We start from the raw sequence: 18243 nt of genomic DNA on the forward strand, positions 1-18243 counted from the left end.
CGGCGCATTGCGCAACGGCCTAAATTGCCCTTCAAGACGAATATTGCTGTTCAACAAAAACTACAAGAAGGGAGATTGGCATGGCCAAAGCGGTACGTTTCTACGAAACCGGAGGGCCTGAGGTCCTGCGCTACGAAGACGTCGAAGTCGGCGAACCGGGCCCTGGGCAGGTGCGCCTGCGCCATGTGGCGGTCGGCTTGAACTACGCCGACACCTATTTCCGTAACGGCACCTACCCGATCCCGCTGGCCAACGGCATGGGCGTGGAAGCGTCCGGCGTGGTCCAGGCGGTGGGCGAGGGTGTCAGCCACGTCGCGGTTGGCGACCGGGTGACCTACACCGGCTTCATGAATACCCTCGGCGCCTACAGCACCGAGCGCCTGATCCCTGCCGCGCCGCTGATCAAGCTGCCGGAAACCATCGCGTTCGAAACGGCCGCGGCCATGACCATGCGCGGCCTCACGGCCTCGTACCTGATGCGTCGCCTGTACGACTTCAAACCAGGGGACAGCATCCTGCTGCACGCCGCTGCGGGTGGTGTCGGGTTGATCGTCTCGCAGTGGGCCAAGCTGCTGGGGCTGACCGTGATCGGTACCGTGTCCACCGACGCCAAGGCCGAATTGGCGCGTGCCCATGGTTGCGACCACACCATCAACTACAGCCACGAAGACGTGGCCAAACGCGTGCGCGAGCTGACCGACGGGGTTGGGGTCAACGTGGTGTTCGACAGCGTCGGGCGCACTACCTTCATGGGCTCGCTGGACTCGCTCAAGCGCCGTGGCCTGATGGTCTGCGTGGGCACCGCTTCTGGCACCATCGAGCCGTTCGACCCGCAGATCCTGGCGATCAAGGGCTCGTTGTTCCTGACCCGCCCGGCCCTGGCCGACTATATCGCCGACCCTGCCGAGAAAGCCGCCCTGGCAGGCGAGCTGTTCGGCCATGTGGGCAGTGGCCGCATCAAGATCGAGATCAACCAGCACTACGCCTTGCAGGACGCAGTTCAGGCGCACCGTGATCTGGAGTCGCGCAAGACCACCGGCTCGTCGATCTTCGTCATCTGAGGAGGGCACTGCCATGCAAGTCGAACAATTGACCTGCGCCATCGGTGCCGAACTGCTTGGCGTCAGGCTGGCCGATGCGATTCATGATGACGGCCTGTTTGCAGAGGTCCGTGCCCAGTTGCTCAAGCACCGGGTGCTGTTCCTGCGCGACCAGGACATCAGCCGCGCCGACCATGTGGCGTTCGCCCGCCGCTTTGGCGAGCTGGAGGACCACCCCGTCGTCGGCAGCGACCCGGACCACCCGGGCTTGGTGCAGATCTACAAGTCGCCGGAAACGCCGGTTGACCGCTATGAAAACGCTTGGCACACCGACGCCACCTGGCGTGAAAAGCCGCCGATGGGTTGCGTGCTGCGCTGCGTGGAAAGCCCTATGGTGGGCGGCGACACCCTGTGGACCAACATGGTGCTGGCGTACGCCAACCTGCCGACCGAGATCAAGACGCGTATCGAAGGGCTGCGGGCGCGACATAGCATCGAGGCCACTTTTGGCGCGGCCATGCCGATCGAAAAACGCCTGGCACTAAAGGCGCGCTTCCCGGATGCCGAGCATCCGGTGGTGCGTACTCACCCCGAGACCGGCGAGAAGGTGCTGTTCGTCAACGCCTTCGCCACCCATTTCAGCAACTACCACACCCCCGAGCGCGTGCGTTTCGGCCAGGACGCCAACCCCGGCGCGGGCGAATTGCTGCGCTACCTGATCAGCCAGGCCTACATCCCCGAGTACCAGGTGCGCTGGCGCTGGAAGCCCAACAGCATTGCCATCTGGGACAACCGCAGTACCCAGCATTACGCCGTCATGGATTACCCAGCCTGCCACCGCAAGATGGAGCGCGCCGGGATCATGGGGGATGCGACTTTCTGACCCGCCAGACACGTTGGGGCCGCAATGCGGCCCCAATCGCTACGCGATAGCCTGTAAGCAATAAAAACAAAAAAACTCAGATATCCGAGGAGGCAGCATGGCCACCTATCACGCCAGTGCGGCAGAACCAGGCACTGATACTTCGCTCGGCATTCCACGGCGCTACGCCTGGATCGTTTTCGCCCTGACCTTCGGCCTGCTGATTTCCGACTACATGTCGCGGCAAGTGCTCAACGCCGTATTCCCGCTGCTCAAGCAGGAATGGCAGCTCAGCGACAGCCAGCTCGGGCTGCTCAGTGGCATCGTTGCGCTGATGGTCGGTTTGCTGACCTTCCCCCTGTCGTTGCTGGCCGACCGCATTGGCCGGATCAAGAGCCTGACGTTCATGGCCGTGATGTGGAGCCTGGCTACCTTGGGTTGCGCCCTGGCGGAAAACTACCAGCAGATGTTCATCGCACGCTTTCTGGTTGGTGTCGGCGAGGCAGCCTATGGCAGCGTCGGTATTGCCGTGGTGGTGGCGGTGTTCCCGCGTGAGATGCGAGCCACCCTGGCCGGCTCGTTCATGGCCGGTGGCATGTTTGGTTCGGTACTTGGCATGGGCCTGGGCGGTGTGATGGCCCAGCACCTGGGTTGGCGCTGGGCATTCGCCGGCATGGCCTTCTTCGGCCTGGCGCTGGCGCTGCTGTATCCGCTCATCGTGCGCGAGGCGCGCATTGCCCCCAAAGGCCTGGCAGCAACGCCCGACAAGGCTGCGCTCAAGGCCATGCGGCCACTGCGTACCCTGTATTCAAGCCGCTCGGTCATCAGCGCCTATGTCGGCAGCGGTTTGCAGTTGTTCGTCGGTGGCACGGTGATCGTGTGGTTCCCCAGCTACCTGAACCGCTACTACGCCATGAGCACTGACCGCGCCGGCGCCGTGGCTGCGATTATCGTGCTGTGCAGCGGGGTGGGCATCGTGCTGTGCGGCATGCTTTGCGACCGCATGGGGCGCAAGCGCCCGGACCACAAAATCAGCCTGGCCATCGCCTACTGCCTGGGCAGCTGTGTGCTGCTGTCAGTGGCCTTTGCCTTGCCGCCCGGCATGCCGCAACTGGTGCTGATTTGCCTGGGCATGATGATCGCCGCCGGCACCAATGGCCCGTCCAGCGCCATGGTCGCCAACCTCACCCACTACACGGTGCACGGCACCGCGTTTGCCACGCTGACCTTGTGCAACAACCTGCTCGGGTTGGCCACCGGCCCGCTGATCACCGGCAAGGTGTCTGACCTGATCGGCTTGCAGTCGGCATTCCAGCTGGTGCCGTTGATCAGCATCGGCGCTGCAGCGGTGTTCATTTATGCCAAGCGTCACTATCACCTGGACATGGCGCGCCTGCAGCTCGGTGAAACTGCCCAGGCACCTGTCCAGCCAGAACTGGAGGCCCGTTCGTGAAGCGTTCGTTGTCGATTGATGTGTACTTCGATTTCATCTGCCCGTGGTGCTTGATAGGCCGCCGGCAATTGCAAGCCGCCCTGGCGCAGTTCAAGGCAGCGCAGCCAGAGGTCGAGGTCAACCTGGCCTGGCAGGGCGTGCAACTGTTGCCTGAGCTGCCATTCGATGGCCAGCCGTTCGCCGAGTTCTACCGGCGACGCCTCGGCAGCGATCAGGCGGTGCGGCAACGTCAGGCCCAGGTGCGCGCAGCGGCCAGCGCCGTCGGCGAGCAGATCGAATTCAGCCGCATCGAGCGCATGCCCAATACCGCCGACGCCCATCGCCTGTTGCTTCACGCCAGTGAGCTGGGCAGTGAAGCACAGGTAGAGGCACTGCTGGAGCGGTTACTGGCTGCGTATTTCAAGCAGGGTGAAGACCTGGGCGACCGCGCTACGCTGTTGCGCATCGCCGAGCAGTGCGGCTTTGCCCCAGAGGCCCTGGCCGGCAGCTTGCGTGGCGACGGCCTGCCGTTCGTCAGTGCCAGCGCCGACATCGCCGGGCGCGGCGTGCCGTGCTTCGTTTTCGATGACCGACTGCAAGTGGTTGGCGCGCAGCCGGCCGAGGCCTTGCTGGAGGCCATGCATCTGGCGGTGTCGGGCCTGGCGGAGAGGGAGGCATGAGCACGCTGGCGTTTGCCCAGGTCAACAACCGGGTGCGCGACCTGGCCCCGGGGCTGATCGTCAGCTTGATCGCTGCGGGTGCGGCGAGCTTCCTGGCCGAACATTACGGCGCGCCGGTGATGCTGTTCGCCCTGTTGCTGGGGTTGGCGCTGAACTTTCTTAGCGCGGACGGCAAGTGCAAGGCCGGCATCGAGTTTACCGCGCGCAGTGTGCTGCGCCTGGGCGTCGCGCTGCTGGGCATGCGCATCACCCTGGAGCAGATGGCTGGCCTTGGCTGGAAGGCGGTGGCGCTGGTGGTGATATTGGTGGTGGTGACCATCGGCGTGTCGATGGTGGCGGCCAAGGCCATGGGCTTCCAGCGCCTGTTCGGCATGCTTACTGGTGGCGCCACGGCGATCTGCGGTGCTTCGGCGGCGCTGGCGCTGGCTGCTGCACTGCCCAGCCACCCGCAGAAGGAACGGGCCACGCTGTTCACGGTGATCGGCGTGTCGGCGCTGTCGACCCTGGCGATGATCCTCTACCCGATGATCGCCAATGCCTTGGGCCTGTCGCCGCAAGCCGCCGGCGTGTTCCTCGGCGCCACCATCCATGATGTGGCGCAGGTGGTGGGGGCGGGCTACAGCATGTCCACCGAAACCGGCGATACCGCCACGGTGGTCAAGCTGATGCGCGTGGCCATGCTGGTGCCGGTGATCGTCGTCGCGGCCATGATCGCCCGTCGCCAGGGTATCGACAGTACCGGCAAGCGCCCGCCGTTGCTGCCATGGTTCGCGGTCGGCTTCCTGATCCTTGCCTGCGTCAACAGCACCGGCTGGGTGCCGCTGGCTGTGCAGGGCAGTATCAACGAATTGTCGCGTGGGTGCCTGGTGGTATCGATCGCAGCCCTGGGCATGAAAACCCAGCTCAAGGAGCTGGCCGCCGTAGGCATCAAGCCGATTTTGCTGATGGTGGGCGAGACGGTGTTCCTGGTGCTGCTGGTGCTGGGCCTGATGCACGTCGGCATTTAGCCCAGAGGCCCAGGGCCGTCAGCGTGCGCTGGTGGTTGCCTGGGCGGCGCTGCGGTTGCGTCTGGTTTGTGTGTGCGGCTCATGCTGCGCACGCCAGGTGGCTGGCGGCTGGCCGAACTGGCTGATGAACCAGCGGGTGAACGAGCTGTGCATGGAATAACCGAGCATGTCGGCGATGCGCCCCAGCGAATAGCCAGGGCTTTCCAGATAGCGCACCACCAGGTCGCGGCGTACGCCGTTGACCAGCTCGCTGAAGGTCGCGCCTTCTTCTTCCAGGCGCCGCTGCAAGGTGCGCACGTTCATGCCCTGGGTTTGCGCGATGTGCTCGATGGTGGCGCGGCCCATGGGCATCAGCAGGAAGATCGCCTTGCGCACTTCCAGCGTGAGCGATGGCAGGTTTTCGTCCTGCAGCAACCCCACATAACGTTGCGCCAGCCGCGCCATGCCTTCGTTGGCCTGGGGGTTGGCGGTGTCCAGGTCGGCCGCCGAGCAGACGATGCCATTGAAGTCGGTGTTGAACTCCAGCTTGCAGCCGAAGATGCGCCGGTGGATGGCCAGGTCAGCGGGGGCGGCGTGGGTGAAGTTGGCGCTGATCGGGTGCCAGTGCGAGCCCAGTAGCGCCGAGCAGAAGCGGTGCATCACGCCGATGGCCAGCTCGATGGCCTGGCGGCTGTGCATCGGCTGGTCGGTGATGACCTCCTGGCGGATGATCACCGTCTTGCCGATTTCCTCGATGTGGATGGCCAGTGCGTTGTTGAGCAGGTGGCGGTACTGCACGATCACCTGCAGGGCGTCACGCAGCGAGTGCTGATGGCTGATCAGCAGGCTGACCTGGCCAAAGTCCGACAACTGGCGCAGTTCGGCCATGCGCAGGCCGAAGGCTTCGCAGCCGCTCAGCCGCGCCGACTCCTCCAGCACGTTGATGGCGGCCGCCACCGGGATGCGTTGATCGGGGGTTTCCAGCAGCGATGCACTGAGGCCGGCCTGAGCCAGCAGGCCATGGCCGTTGAGGCCCAGATGGCGTGAAACTTCCAGGTAATTGGTGAGGGTTGCAGCACGGGCGAGCACGGTCATTTTATTGTTTTCCACGTGATCTTGATGAGCTTCCGCTGCGCTGGCGGGTGGTCTTTTATAGCGGTTGTGTCGTCAGATGCAAAGCCATTTCCGAGCAGCGGAGCCCGGGGCCGGGCGGCACAGCAGCCGTGTCATCAACTGAAAAGTTCGTGACGCGCAATGTAAAGCGGCTGGCAGGGCGACTCTTTACTCTGGCTTCAAGCAGTCGGCAATCGACCGAGTTGACCAGAGCAAGGGCCCTGACGTGGAAAAACTGCAAACCGCCGCAACCGTGCTGATCGTGCCTGGCTTGCGCGACCATGTACCCGAACATTGGCAAACCCTGCTGCAAGCGCGCCTGGGCAAGGTTCGCTCAGTACCACCGCTGCAAATCGACAAGCTCAGTTGCAGCGCCCGCGTCGAAGCGATCGAGCGCGAACTGGCCAGCATCGATGGCCCGGTGATCCTGGTCGCGCACAGCGCCGGTGTGCTGATGGTGGCGCACTGGGCCGCCCGCTATCAACGCCCGATCAAGGGCGCCTTGCTGGCCGCCCCACCGGACCTGGATACCGATTGGCCGGCCAGTTACCCCACCCCCGACACCCTGCGCGCCAACGGCTGGGCGCCGCTGCCAAGCGGCCGGCTGCCATTCCCGAGCCTGGTCGCGGCCAGCCGCAACGATCACCTGGCGGGCTTCGAAGCCGTCGCCCGCATGGCCGACGAGTGGGGCAGCGAGCTGGTCGATCTCGGCGCCGTTGGCCACCTCAACCCGGCCTCTGGCTTCGGCCCGTGGCCACACGCCGAGGCCTTGATCCAGCAACTCGATCGCTAAACCGCGCGGGGCACGCGCACTCAGGGTAAGGCCGGCGCCCGATCGTTGCTGGCACCTTGCACATCCCAAGCAGAGATACCGCATGAACAACAATAAGAACGTTCTCTTCTGCCTTCACCGCCGCAATCTGTTGGCAACGCTGGTGCTGGTCGCCGGGGCGCCGGCTGCCCAAGCATTTCAGCTTGACCTCGCCGACCCTGACTGGAACGTGCGCTTCGACAACACCGCCAAGCTCAGCTACGGCCAGCGGGTCGAGGGCCAGAACGCCAAGGTCGCCCGCACCGCCAACCTCAACGACGGTGACAAGAACTTCAGCGTCGGCAGCGCCGTGACCCAGCGGGTCGACCTGCTGACCGAACTGGACGTGGTGTATCAGGGCAACATGGGTATGCGCGTCAGTGCTGCGAGCTGGTACGACCACGCTTATGACGACGTGGGCTCCAACTCCAACCCGTTTCCCGGCCAGGCGGGCAATGCCGGCAACCTGGTGCTGGCGCGCCCGGCCGGTGGCCTGCCGGCCGGCACTGTGCTGCAGGGCGGCCCGTCCAGGCGCCATGGCCTGAGCAATTACAGCGACCGGTACTACAACGGCCCGTCTGGTGAATTCCTCGATGCCTTCGTGTTCTACAGCACCGAAATCGGTGATGAGTCGATGCTGAGCGGCAAGCTCGGCTGGCACTCGGTGTACTGGGGCGAGACCTTGTTCAACGCCGCCAACGGCATCAACTATGGCCAGTCGGCACTGGACCTGGCCAAGCTGTACAACGTGCCCGGCACCGAAACCAAGGAACTGTTCCTGCCGCGCAAGCAGCTGTCGCTGAGCTACACGATCAACCCGGAACTGACCCTGGCGGCCCAGTACTTTCTCGAATTCGAAAACTCGCGCCTGCCTGAAGGGGGCACCTACATGGGCGCCTACGACATGCTTGGCGACGGTGCCGACATTTTCTGGCTGCCGGTGCCCAACGCGGTCGGCGGTGCTGGTGCCTTCTATGGCGCACCCCGCGGGCATGACATCCGCCCGCGCAACAGCGGCGACTTCGGTGTAATGGCCAAGTGGAGCCCGGAATGGCTCGACGGCACCCTGGGCTTCTACTACCGCAACACCTCCGACCCGACCCCCGCGGTGTTGATCAATGCCCCCAACCTGCACACGGGCAGCCTGGAAGGCACCAGCTACATGACGGCCTATGCCGACGATATCGATATCTACGGCATCAGCCTGGCCAAGAGCGTCGGCCCGGTGAGCGTGGGGCTGGACGTCAACTACCGCGAAAACATGCCGCTGATCAGCAACTTCACCACGATCAACGGGCCGCTGTACGGTGCCCTGGCCGGCACCGCCGGCGGCACCAACCTGATCGGCGAAGTGCCAGGCCACGGTGAAACCGGGCTGGCCCGCGGCAAGACCTTGCATGTGGTACTCAACGGCCTGGTGTCGTTCGGCGCCACGCCGTTGTGGAACGCGTCGTCGCTGGCCGTGGAAGGCGCCATGACCCATCTGGTCAGCGTCGACAAGGGCGAGCAGACCTTCAAGGGCGACGCCAGCTACGAAGGCGTCGACAAGGTCACCACCAACGCCTACACCCTGGCAGTCAACTTCACCCCGACCTGGTTCCAGGCGCTGCCAGGGGTCGATATCACACTGCCGCTGTCCTACAACGTTGGCCTCAAGGGCAACTCGGCCGTGCAGCTGGGCGGTAACGAAGACTCCGGCAGCTACTCGATCGGGATCGCCGCCGACGTTTACCAGAAGTACAAGTTCGACCTGAAGTACGTCGACTCCTTCGGCAAGTTCGATACCTGCGAAACCGGCACCGACAACAACACCCCGGGCACCAACGGGCGCTACCAGTGCATCCCCGGGCAGATCACTTCGCAGGCTGGGCTTGCACCGCTGCTGAAAGATCGCGGCATGGTCACGGCCTCGTTCAAGACCACCTTCTGAAGCTCCTAGTACAACAACAAGCGGAGAAACGCGATGAAGTATCTCAATAGCCTGCTGTCGGCCTCGCTTGCGGTCGTTATTGCCGGTAATGCCCATGCGGCCGCCCCGGCCCAGGACGTCGCCCGGCTGGGCAAGGACCTGACCATGGTCGGCGCCGACAAGGCCGCCAGTGCCGACGGCGCGATCCCGGCCTACCAGGGTGGCCTGAACACCCCGCCTGCCAGCTTCAAGCAGGGCGATACCCTGCGCCCGGACCCCTTCGCCTCGGAGAAACCGCTGCTGGTGATCGACGGCAAGAACGTCGACCAGTACAAGGATTCGCTGACCGCTACCACCGTAGAGCTGGCCAAGCGCTTCCCGAGCTTCCACATCGATGTGTACCCGAGCCACCGCACCGCGGCGTTGCCCAAGGTGCTGCTCGACAACACCCTGAAAAATGCCGCCAATGCCAAGTCCCTGCAGGACGGCATGGCCATCGAAAATGTGCTGCCCGGCGTGCCGTTCCCGATCCCGCAGTCGGGCGCCGAGGCCATGTGGAACCACCTGCTGCGCTACCAGGGCGTGGCACAGAAGGCCAAGTATGACTCCTGGAACGTCGACTCCGCCGGCGTCGCGGCCCTGGCCACCACGGGCCTGGCGTACAACGCCTACCCGATCTACGAAGACTTGAACAAAGTCATCGAGCCCAAGGACATCTACTTCCAGACCAAGCTGTACTTCGAAGGCCCGGCACGTCGCGCCGGTGAGTCGATGATGCTCAAGGACGCCGCCAACCCGCTGGTACAAGAGCGCCGCGCCTGGCAGTACCTGCCTGGGCAGCGCCGGGTGAAGCTGGCGCCGAACCTGGCCTACGACACACCCAACCCAGGCACCGCAGGCTCCGGTACCTTCGACGATGTGTACGTGTTCAACGGTGCGCTGGACCGGTACGACTGGCAACTGCTCGGCAAGAAAGAAATGTACGTGCCGTACAACACCTACAAGCTCACCTACATTCACGACCCGAAGTCCCTGACCACGCCGAACCACCTCTCGCCCGACCAGGTGCGCTGGGAAAAACACCGTGTCTGGGTAGTGGAAGGCACTCTCAAGGGCAATGCCCGCCACATCTATGCCAAGCGCCGCTTCTACCTCGACGAGGACAGCTGGTTCGCGCTGGCTTCCGACCAGTACGACGCCCGTGGCCAGTTGTATCGCGGCTCGTTCAGCTTCTTCACCCAGAGCTACGACGTGCAGATTCCCAACAACAACCCGCACGTGGTCTACGACCTGGTCGGTGGCACCTACAACGTCAACGGCCTGATCGGCCCGCACGGCGGTATCGAGTACATCGCCCCTCTGTCCAAGGCGCAGTGGTCGCCGGAAGCCCTGGCCGGCGCCGGCATTCGCTGATCCCGACGACCCGTCTGGCGGCGGCCTCACGTGGCCGCCGTCAGGTTTTGCAGAGGATGTGGCATGGCTTCTTTGAACAAATATGCGCCGTGGGCGTTGGCAATCACGCTCGCCCTGGGCGGCAGCTGCGGTGTTGCCCAGGCGGCCTATGTCGATGTGCTGGATCTGCCGGCCGAGCCTAGCGCGCTAGCCGTGCACAGCGCCCTGCGCGATGTGGTGCGGGCCGGTGAGCGGCTGGTCGCGGTGGGGCCCCGTGGGCACATCGTGTATTCCGACAACCAGGGCCAGGACTGGCGCCAGGCGAGTGTGCCGGTGAGCGCCGACCTCAATGCCCTGACGTTTCCAACCCCCCAGGAGGGTTGGGCGGTAGGCAACGATGGCGTGGTGCTGCACAGCCGTGACGGCGGTATGAACTGGGCCGTGCAGCTCGATGGCCGGCAGATCGGTGCACTGGTCACGGCCCATTACCAGGCCTTGGCACAGGCCCACCCCGACGATGCGCAATGGCCGCAGTTCGCCGCCGAAGGCCAGCGCCTGGAGCAAGAGGGCGCCGACAAGCCGTTTCTGGGTGTGTGGTTCACCGACGCCCGGCACGGCTACGTAGTGGGTGTGTTCAACCTGATCTTGCGCACCGACGATGGCGGCGAAAACTGGGTGCCGATGCAGGACCGCACCGACAACCCGCAAGGCCTGCATCTCAATGCCATCCGGGCGGTCGGCGATGACCTTTACGTGGCCGGCGAACAGGGCCTGCTGCTCAAGTGGAACACCGGGCAGCAGCGCTTCGTCGCCCTGCCTGGCCCTTACCAGGGCACCTGGTTCGGCATTCTCGGCAAGCCCGGCGAAGTGCTTGCCTACGGCCTGCGTGGCCATGTGGCACGTAGCGTCGACGGCGGCCAGAGCTGGATCAAGGTGGACACCGGGCTGGGCCAGAGCATCACCGCCGCCAGCCTCGACAGCCAGGGTGACTACTGGCTGTTCAGCCAGGCCGGGCATGTGCTGCGCAGCCACGACGGCGGCCAGAGCTTCGCCCTGCAACCGCAGGTGCCAATGGCACCCGTGGCGGCTGCCCTGCAGACCCGCGGCAACGGCACCGTGCTGGTAGGTGAGCGCGGCGTGCGCGTGCTGCCAGCCCGCTAAGACCCACAAGTATTCCAAGAGAGCCTCGTGATGGCCAACATCAAGCAAGACACCATGCCGGTGATCCGCGACCTGCGGGATTTCGATCCACGTTCCGGCAACCTGCTCGAACGCATGATCTTCAACTATCGCCCGCTGTTCATGCTGTTCATGGTGCTGGCCACGCTGGTGCTCGGCTATGTGGCTGTCACCCGCCTGGAACTGCGGCCCAGCTTCGAAAAAATGATCCCGCAGAGCCAGCCCTACATCCAGAACTACCTGGACAACCGCAAGTCGCTGCGCGGCCTGGGCAACTCGGTGCGGGTGGTGGTGGAGAACACCCAGGGCGATATCTTCGACCCCGAGTACCTGGACGTGCTGAAAAAGATCAACGACGAGCTGTTCCTTGCCCAGGGCGTCGACCGTGCCTGGATGAAGTCGTTGTGGAGCCCTGGTGTGCGCTGGACCGAGGTCACGGAAGAGGGCTTCCAGGGTGGCGCGGTGATGCCCGATGACTACCAGGGCAAACCGGCCGACATCGAGCAGCTGCGCCAGAACATCAACCGTGCCGGTATTGTCGGCAGCCTGGTGGCGAGCGACTTCAAGTCCAGCATGCTGGTGGTGCCGCTGCTCGACCACGACCTGGCCACCGGGCGCGGTATCGACTACCGGCAGTTCTCGCAGATGCTCGAACAGCAGTTGCGCGACACGTACGAATACGGCGGTGACAGCAAGGCGCGCGCGTCTGGCAAGGAAGGCGAGGGCAAGTACAAGGTGCGGGTCATCGGGTTTGCCAAGCTGATGGGCGACCTGATCGACGGCCTGATCCAGGTGATGATGTTCTTCGCCCTGGCGGTGGTCACCTCCCTGGTGATCATCTTCCTTTACACCCGCTGCGTGCGCAGTACCCTCTTGGTGGTGTTCTGCTCCCTGGCGGCGGTGGTGTGGCAGTTGGGCATTGTCGGTTGGCTGGGCTATGCCATCGACCCCTACTCGATCCTGGTGCCGTTCCTGATCTTCGCCATCGGCGTGTCGCACGCGGCGCAGAAGATGAACGGCATCATGCAGGACATCGGCCGTGGCACCCACAAGCTGGTGGCGGCGCGCTATACCTTCCGCCGCCTGTTCGTGGCCGGGGTTACGGCGCTGCTGGCGGACGCCGTGGGCTTTGCCGTGCTGATGCTGATCGACATTCCGGTGATCAAGGACCTGGCGATCACCGCCAGCATCGGCGTGGCGGTATTGATCTTCACTTCGCTGCTGTTGATTCCGGTGTCGCTTTCTTACGTTGGCGTTGGCCGCAAGGCGTCGGAGCGTGCCTTGCGTATCGACCAGCGCGCCGCCGAGCACCGGGGCTTTGGCAAGCTGTGGGATGCCCTCGACCGCTTTACCACGCGCAAGTGGGCCACCGGCGCGGTGCTGGTGGCCACATTGCTGGGCCTGGGCGGGTTCTGGGTGAGCCTGCAGCTGAAGATCGGCGACCTCGACAGCGGCGCGCCGGAGCTGCGCGCCGATTCGCGCTACAACCGCGACAACGCCTACATCACCAGCCACTACGCGCTGTCCAGCGACCTGTTCGCGGTGATGATCAAGACCCCGCCGGAAGGCTGCCTGAGCTACAAGACGCTGATCCTTGCCGATCGCCTGGCCTGGCAGTTGCAGCAGTACCCCGGGGTGCAGACCACAGTGTCGCTGGTCAACGCCGTGCGCCAGATCACCGCAGGCTCCTTCGAAGGCAACCCGAAGATGAGCAGCCTGCAGCGCAACCAGGACATGCTCAACTACGCCGCCCAGCAGGCCTCGGTCAACGCCCCGGAGCTGTTCAACACCGATTGCTCGATGATGCCGGTGATCGCCTACCTCAAGGACCACAAGGCCCAGACCCTGGACGACGTGGTGGCCATCGCCGACCGCTTCGCCCGCGAAAACAGCAGCCCCGACCGGCAGTTTCTGCTGGCCGCCGGCAGCGCCGGTATCGAAGCTGCCACCAACATCGTGGTGCGCGAAGCCAACCGCACCATGCTGCTGTTTGTCTACCTGGCGGTCACGCTGTTCTGTCTGATCACCTTCCGCAGCTGGCGCGCGACCTTGGTGGCGCTGTTGCCTCTGGTGCTGACTTCAGTGCTGTGCGAAGCGCTGATGGTGGCCATGGGCATTGGCGTGAAAGTGGCCACCTTGCCGGTGATCGCCCTGGGCGTCGGCATCGGCGTGGACTACGCGCTGTACCTGCTCAGTGTGCAGCTGCACTACCAGCGGCAGGGCCGCACCCTGGGCGAGGCCTACCAGAACGCCGTGGCCTTCACCGGCCGGGTGGTCGGGCTGGTGGGTATCACCCTGGCCGCCGGCGTGGTCGCCTGGGCGTGGTCGCCGATCAAGTTCCAGGCCGACATGGGCATCCTGCTGACCTTCATGTTCCTCTGGAACATGCTCGGCGCACTGCTGCTGATCCCGGCCCTGTCGCACTTCCTGCTGCCGGACAAGCGCTTTGTCGCAGCGGCCCCCGCGCATTGCGAAGCCGCACCTGCGCCTCGTGACAGTGCCCCGGTACCACGCGCGCAAGCGCGGGTGCAGGCGTAGTCAGCTCTTAGTCGATTCGAACATGGAAACTGGAACCAACGTCATGGCCAAGACAAAAATAATGCCGCCGGCAGCCGGCGCCTATGCCTACCCCTTGCTGATCAAACGCCTGCTGATGTCGGGTGTGCGGCACCAGCCGGACCAGCAGATCGTCTACGCCGACACGCTGCGCTACAGCTACCGCGAGCTCGAGCAGCGGGTGCGGCGCCTGGCCAACGTGCTGCGCGCGGCCGGCGTGCAGGCCGGTGACACCGTTGCGCTGCTGGACTGGGACAGCCACCGTTCGCTGGAATGCTTCTTCGCCGTGCCGATGATTGGCGCGGTGCTGCACACAGTGAACATTCGCCTGTCGCCGGAGCAGGTGGCCTACACCATGAACCACGCAGGGGATGACCTGGTGCTGGTGCATGACGACTTCGTGCCGCTGCTGGAGCAGCTGCACGGCCAGCTGGGCACGGTCAAAGGCTACCTGCAACTGACGGACGGGGAGGCTGCGGCCACGTCGCTGCCGGTGCTCGGCGAGTACGAAGCGCTGCTGGATGCAGCCAGCGCCGAGGCCGATTTCGAGGACTTCGACGAGCAGTCGGTGGCCACGCTGTTCTACACCACCGGCACCACCGGCAACCCCAAGGGGGTGTACTTCTCGCACCGCCAGCTGGTGCTGCACACCCTTAACCAGTTAGGCACCTTCGCCGCCTACGACGGCCAGCCTTTGCTGCGCTCCAGCGACGTGTACATGCCGATCACCCCGATGTTCCATGTGCACGCCTGGGGCGTGCCCTACACGGCCACGATGCTGGGCATCAAGCAGGTGTATCCGGGCCGCTACGAGCCGGACAAGCTGGTGCGCCTGTACCGCGATGAGGGGGTGACGTTCTCCCACTGCGTACCCACCTTGCTGCAGATGATGCTCGACAGCGAGCAAGGCCGGCACACCGATTTCAGCCGCTGGAAGATCCTGCTCGGTGGCAGCGCGCTTACCCACGGCCTGGCGCGCCAGGCCAGCGAGCGCGGCATGCTGATCTTCAGCGGTTACGGCATGTCGGAAACCTGCCCGCTGCTGACCCTGACCCACCTGCGCGACGAAGACCTGGCCTTGCCCATGGGCGAGCAGGTGGCGCAGCGGATCAAGACTGGCGCCCCGGTGGCGATGGTCGACCTGCGCATCGTCGATGCGGCGGGCGTCGAGGTGGCCCACGACGGTGAGTCGCTGGGCGAGATCGTGGTGCGTTCGCCGTGGCTGACCCAGGGGTACCTGCACGAGCCGGAAAAGGGTGCCGAACTGTGGCAGGACGGTTGGCTGCACACCGGCGACATGGGCTCGATCGACCGCCACGGGGTGCTGGAGATCAAGGACCGCATCAAGGACGTGATCAAGACCGGCGGTGAGTGGATCAGCTCGCTGGCGCTGGAAAACCTGATCAGCCAGCACGCGGCGGTCAATGCCGTGGCGGTGGTGGGCATTCCCGACGAGCACTGGGGCGAGCGGCCGATTGCGCTGGTGGTGTGCATGCCGGGTGACAGCCTCGACCAGGTAGGGCTCGAAGCGCACCTGAAGCAGTTTGTCGACAGTGGCCAGATCAACAAGTGGGCGATTCCGCGTCAGGTGCACTTCGTGGCGGACATACCCAAGACCAGTGTCGGCAAGATCAACAAGAAGCTGATCCGCGAGATGCATTGCTGAAACCCGATAGCCGTCGGTCTGTACCGACACTTTTCCAATAATCACAATATAAGGAACACCCCCATGAACTTCCTTGATGGCCACCTGTTCACCGAGAACCAGCAGCCGTTGATCATCACCGCAGCGCCCTACGCGCCTTCCTGGGTGCCGTCCGACTTCCCCGAGGACATTCCGGTGACCATGGCCGAGCAGGTACAGAAGGCCGTGGATTGCTACAACGCCGGTGCCACGGTACTCCACCTGCATGTGCGCGAGCTGGATGGCAAGGGCTCCAAGCGCCTGTCCAAGTTCAACGAGTTGATTGCCGGTGTGCGTGAAGCGGTACCGGAAATGATCATCCAGGTGGGTGGCTCGATCAGCTTTGCCCCTGAGACCGAAGGCGCTGCGGCCAAGTGGCTGAGCGACGATACCCGCCACATGCTGGCCGAACTCGACCCCAAGCCCGATCAGGTCACGGTGACGGTCAACACCTCGCAGATGAACGTGGTCGAGCACTGGGGCTACCAGGATGTGCGCGGGACTTCGATGGAAGACCCGGCGGTGTATGAGGCCTACAAGGAAATGACCGTGCCCGCGCAGCCCGGCTGGGTCGAGGAGCACGTGCGCCGCCTGAGCGCCGCCGGTATCCAGAGTGCCTTCCAGTGCTACAACCTGAACAGTTTCGAGTCGGTCGAGCGCCTGATGCGTCGTGGCATCTACAAAGGCCCGCTGGTGATGAACTGGGTGGCCATCGGCGGCGGCATGGACGTACCGAACATCTACAGCCTGGCCAACATCGTGCGGGCCGTGCCGGACGGCGCCGTGCTCACCGTGGAAAGCTCGATGCGCAACGTGTTGCCGATCAACATGATGGGCATCGCCATGGGCCTGCACGTGCGCTGCGGCATCGAGGACAACCTGTGGAACCAGGCGCAGACCGAGAAGATGTCCACGGTGCAGCAGATCGAACAGCTGGTGCGCATTTCGCGCGAGTTCGGTCGGCCGATCGCCACCGCCAAAGAGGCTCGTGAAATCAGCAAGATCGGCGTGTTCTACGACACCGTCGAAGAGAGCCTGCAGGCCAATGGTTTCGCGCCAAACCGCAACGGTGGCCAGCAGGGCTTCTTGCGCAAGACGGCTGAAACCGCTGACGGCAACTGAGTATTGGTTGAAGAGAGGTTTTGCGCTGGCTGAAGCTGTGCTCCAAGGATTGGAGCCAGCTGCTCGGCAACCTCAAAAACTCAACCACAGTGCCAGGGCCGCCAAGGTCGCCAGCAGCACTGGCACGGTCAGCAGTACGCCGACCTTGAAGTAATACCCCCAGCCGATCACCACCCCTTTACGCGCCAGCACATGCAGCCACAGCAACGTGGCCAGGCTGCCGATCGGGGTGATCTTCGGCCCCAGGTCGCAGCCGATGACATTGGCGTAGATCATCGCCTCGCGCACCACGCCCTGGGCTTCGCTGGCATGGATGGACAAGGCGCCGATCAGCACACTGGGCAGGTTGTTCATCAGCGACGAGAGCAGCGCCGCAATCAGCCCGGTGCCCAGCGTAGCCGCCCACAGCCCATGCCCGGCGAGCCAGTCCAGTACCCCGGCAAGGGCGTCAGTCAGGCCGGCATTGCGCAGTCCGTACACCACCAGGTACATCCCCAGCGAGAACACCACGATCTGCCACGGTGCTTCGCGCAGCACGCGGCGGGTTGAAATCACGTGGCCGCGGGCGGCCACGGCAAACAGCACGGCGGCGCAGGCCGCGGCCACCGCGCTGACCGGGATGCCCAGCGGCTCCAGCACGAACAGCGCGGCCAGCAACACCACCAGTACCACCCAGCCCGCACGGAACGTGGCGCGATCGCGCACTGCCAGGGCAGGCAACTGCAGGTCGTCGGTGGCGTACCGCAACGGGATGTCACGGCGAAAATACAGCCACAGCACCAGCAGCGTGGCCGCTACCGCCACCAGGTTCACCGGCACCATCACGGCGGCGTAGGCGTTGAAGCCGAGCCCGAAGTAGTCCGCCGACACGATGTTTACCAGGTTCGATACCACCAATGGCAGGCTTGCGGTGTCGGCGATAAAACCGGCGCCCATCACGAAGGCCAGGGTTGCCGTGGGGGAAAAGCGCAGCGCCAGCAGCATCGACATGACGATGGGGGTAAGGATCAGTGCTGCGCCATCGTTGGCGAACAGCGCGGATACCGCTGCCCCCAGCAGCACCATGAAGGCAAACAGGCGACGCCCGTCGCCTCGGGCCCAACGCGCCACATGCAGCGCCGTCCAGGCGAAGAAACCGGCTTCGTCCAGCAACAGGCTGATGACGATCAGGGCGATGAAGGTGGCGGTGGCGTTCCAGATGATTGCCCAGACGGTGGGGATATCGTGCAGTGACACCACACCGCACAGCAGGGCCAGAAGCGCACCGAAGGTGGCGCTCCAGCCGACGCCGAGGCCTTTGGGTTGCCAGATGACCAGGGTCAGGGTGAACAGGAAAATCAGCGTGGCTGGGAGCATGAACAGATGGCTCGGGTTAGAGGAAGGCAATTGTAGCCAGTGCAGGAGCCAATTACTCCAGCATGACCAGGATTCTGTGTGAGCGGGAATACGGCGCTCTACCGCGCGCTTCAGCAAAGTT

At 64.4% G+C, this 18243-nt stretch carries 14 protein-coding genes; 12 read left to right on the top strand and 2 right to left on the bottom strand.

The window, feature by feature from the left end; all coding sequences use genetic code 11:
* Window positions 1-80 precede the first annotated feature (80 nt).
* From WF331_RS05935 to WF331_RS05955, 5 genes are all read left to right on the top strand, one after another.
* Window positions 81-1061, top strand: coding sequence for a quinone oxidoreductase family protein (locus tag WF331_RS05935; RefSeq protein ID WP_016500603.1), 981 nt, complete (start codon window positions 81-83; stop codon window positions 1059-1061).
* A 13-nt stretch (window positions 1062-1074) separates the two neighbouring features.
* Window positions 1075-1923 carry a TauD/TfdA dioxygenase family protein gene (locus WF331_RS05940; protein WP_016500602.1) on the top strand — a complete coding sequence of 283 codons (849 nt, stop codon included), beginning with the start codon at window positions 1075-1077 and terminating at the stop codon, window positions 1921-1923.
* A gap of 97 nt (window positions 1924-2020) precedes the next feature.
* On the top strand, window positions 2021-3355 hold the full coding sequence (locus WF331_RS05945) for an MFS transporter (RefSeq protein ID WP_016485854.1): 1335 nt from the start codon (window positions 2021-2023) through the stop codon (window positions 3353-3355).
* Window positions 3352-4014, top strand: a complete 663-nt coding sequence (locus WF331_RS05950) for a DsbA family oxidoreductase (RefSeq protein ID WP_016500601.1) — start codon at window positions 3352-3354, stop codon at window positions 4012-4014. The genes WF331_RS05945 and WF331_RS05950 overlap by 4 nt, the downstream gene beginning before the upstream one ends.
* On the top strand, window positions 4011-5021 hold the full coding sequence (locus WF331_RS05955) for a YeiH family protein (RefSeq protein ID WP_016500600.1): 1011 nt from the start codon (window positions 4011-4013) through the stop codon (window positions 5019-5021). The genes WF331_RS05950 and WF331_RS05955 overlap by 4 nt, the downstream gene beginning before the upstream one ends.
* A gap of 18 nt (window positions 5022-5039) precedes the next feature.
* Here WF331_RS05955 and WF331_RS05960 read toward each other — a convergent pair whose 3' ends face one another.
* Window positions 5040-6095, bottom strand: a complete 1056-nt coding sequence (locus WF331_RS05960) for an AraC family transcriptional regulator (protein ID WP_016500599.1) — start codon at window positions 6093-6095, stop codon at window positions 5040-5042.
* Window positions 6096-6339: 244 nt separating this feature from the next.
* Between WF331_RS05960 and WF331_RS05965 the strand changes: the two genes are divergently transcribed.
* The 7 genes from WF331_RS05965 (at window position 6340) to WF331_RS05995 (ending at window position 16766) form a co-directional block, all read left to right on the top strand.
* Window positions 6340-6906 carry an RBBP9/YdeN family alpha/beta hydrolase gene (locus WF331_RS05965; RefSeq protein WP_016500598.1) on the top strand — a complete coding sequence of 189 codons (567 nt, stop codon included), beginning with the start codon at window positions 6340-6342 and terminating at the stop codon, window positions 6904-6906.
* 82 nt (window positions 6907-6988) lie between these two features.
* The gene (locus WF331_RS05970) at window positions 6989-8854 is read left to right on the top strand and encodes a DUF1302 domain-containing protein (protein WP_061203057.1); all 1866 of its coding nucleotides are present in this window, start codon (window positions 6989-6991) and stop codon (window positions 8852-8854) included.
* Between the two features lie 33 nt (window positions 8855-8887).
* The gene (locus WF331_RS05975; protein WP_016500596.1) at window positions 8888-10246 is read left to right on the top strand and encodes a DUF1329 domain-containing protein; all 1359 of its coding nucleotides are present in this window, start codon (window positions 8888-8890) and stop codon (window positions 10244-10246) included.
* Between the two features lie 63 nt (window positions 10247-10309).
* Complete coding sequence (locus WF331_RS05980) at window positions 10310-11386, top strand: WD40/YVTN/BNR-like repeat-containing protein (RefSeq protein WP_016500595.1); 1077 nt, start codon at window positions 10310-10312, stop codon at window positions 11384-11386.
* 30 nt (window positions 11387-11416) lie between these two features.
* Window positions 11417-13942 (top strand): efflux RND transporter permease subunit, encoded by a 2526-nt coding sequence (locus tag WF331_RS05985; RefSeq protein ID WP_049275183.1) that lies wholly within the window; start codon window positions 11417-11419, stop codon window positions 13940-13942.
* Window positions 13943-13985: 43 nt separating this feature from the next.
* The gene (locus WF331_RS05990) at window positions 13986-15626 is read left to right on the top strand and encodes a fatty acid--CoA ligase (RefSeq protein WP_041167797.1); all 1641 of its coding nucleotides are present in this window, start codon (window positions 13986-13988) and stop codon (window positions 15624-15626) included.
* 63 nt (window positions 15627-15689) lie between these two features.
* The gene (locus WF331_RS05995; RefSeq protein ID WP_049275186.1) at window positions 15690-16766 is read left to right on the top strand and encodes a BKACE family enzyme; all 1077 of its coding nucleotides are present in this window, start codon (window positions 15690-15692) and stop codon (window positions 16764-16766) included.
* 72 nt (window positions 16767-16838) lie between these two features.
* Here the strand turns inward: WF331_RS05995 and WF331_RS06000 are convergent, their stop codons facing one another.
* Window positions 16839-18122 (bottom strand): arsenic transporter, encoded by a 1284-nt coding sequence (locus WF331_RS06000; RefSeq protein WP_284363867.1) that lies wholly within the window; start codon window positions 18120-18122, stop codon window positions 16839-16841.
* Between the last annotated feature and the right edge of the window lie 121 nt (window positions 18123-18243).

It is taken from the genome of Pseudomonas sp. YNh, assembly GCF_037993085.1.
GTDB lineage: Bacteria > Pseudomonadota > Gammaproteobacteria > Pseudomonadales > Pseudomonadaceae > Aquipseudomonas > Aquipseudomonas putida.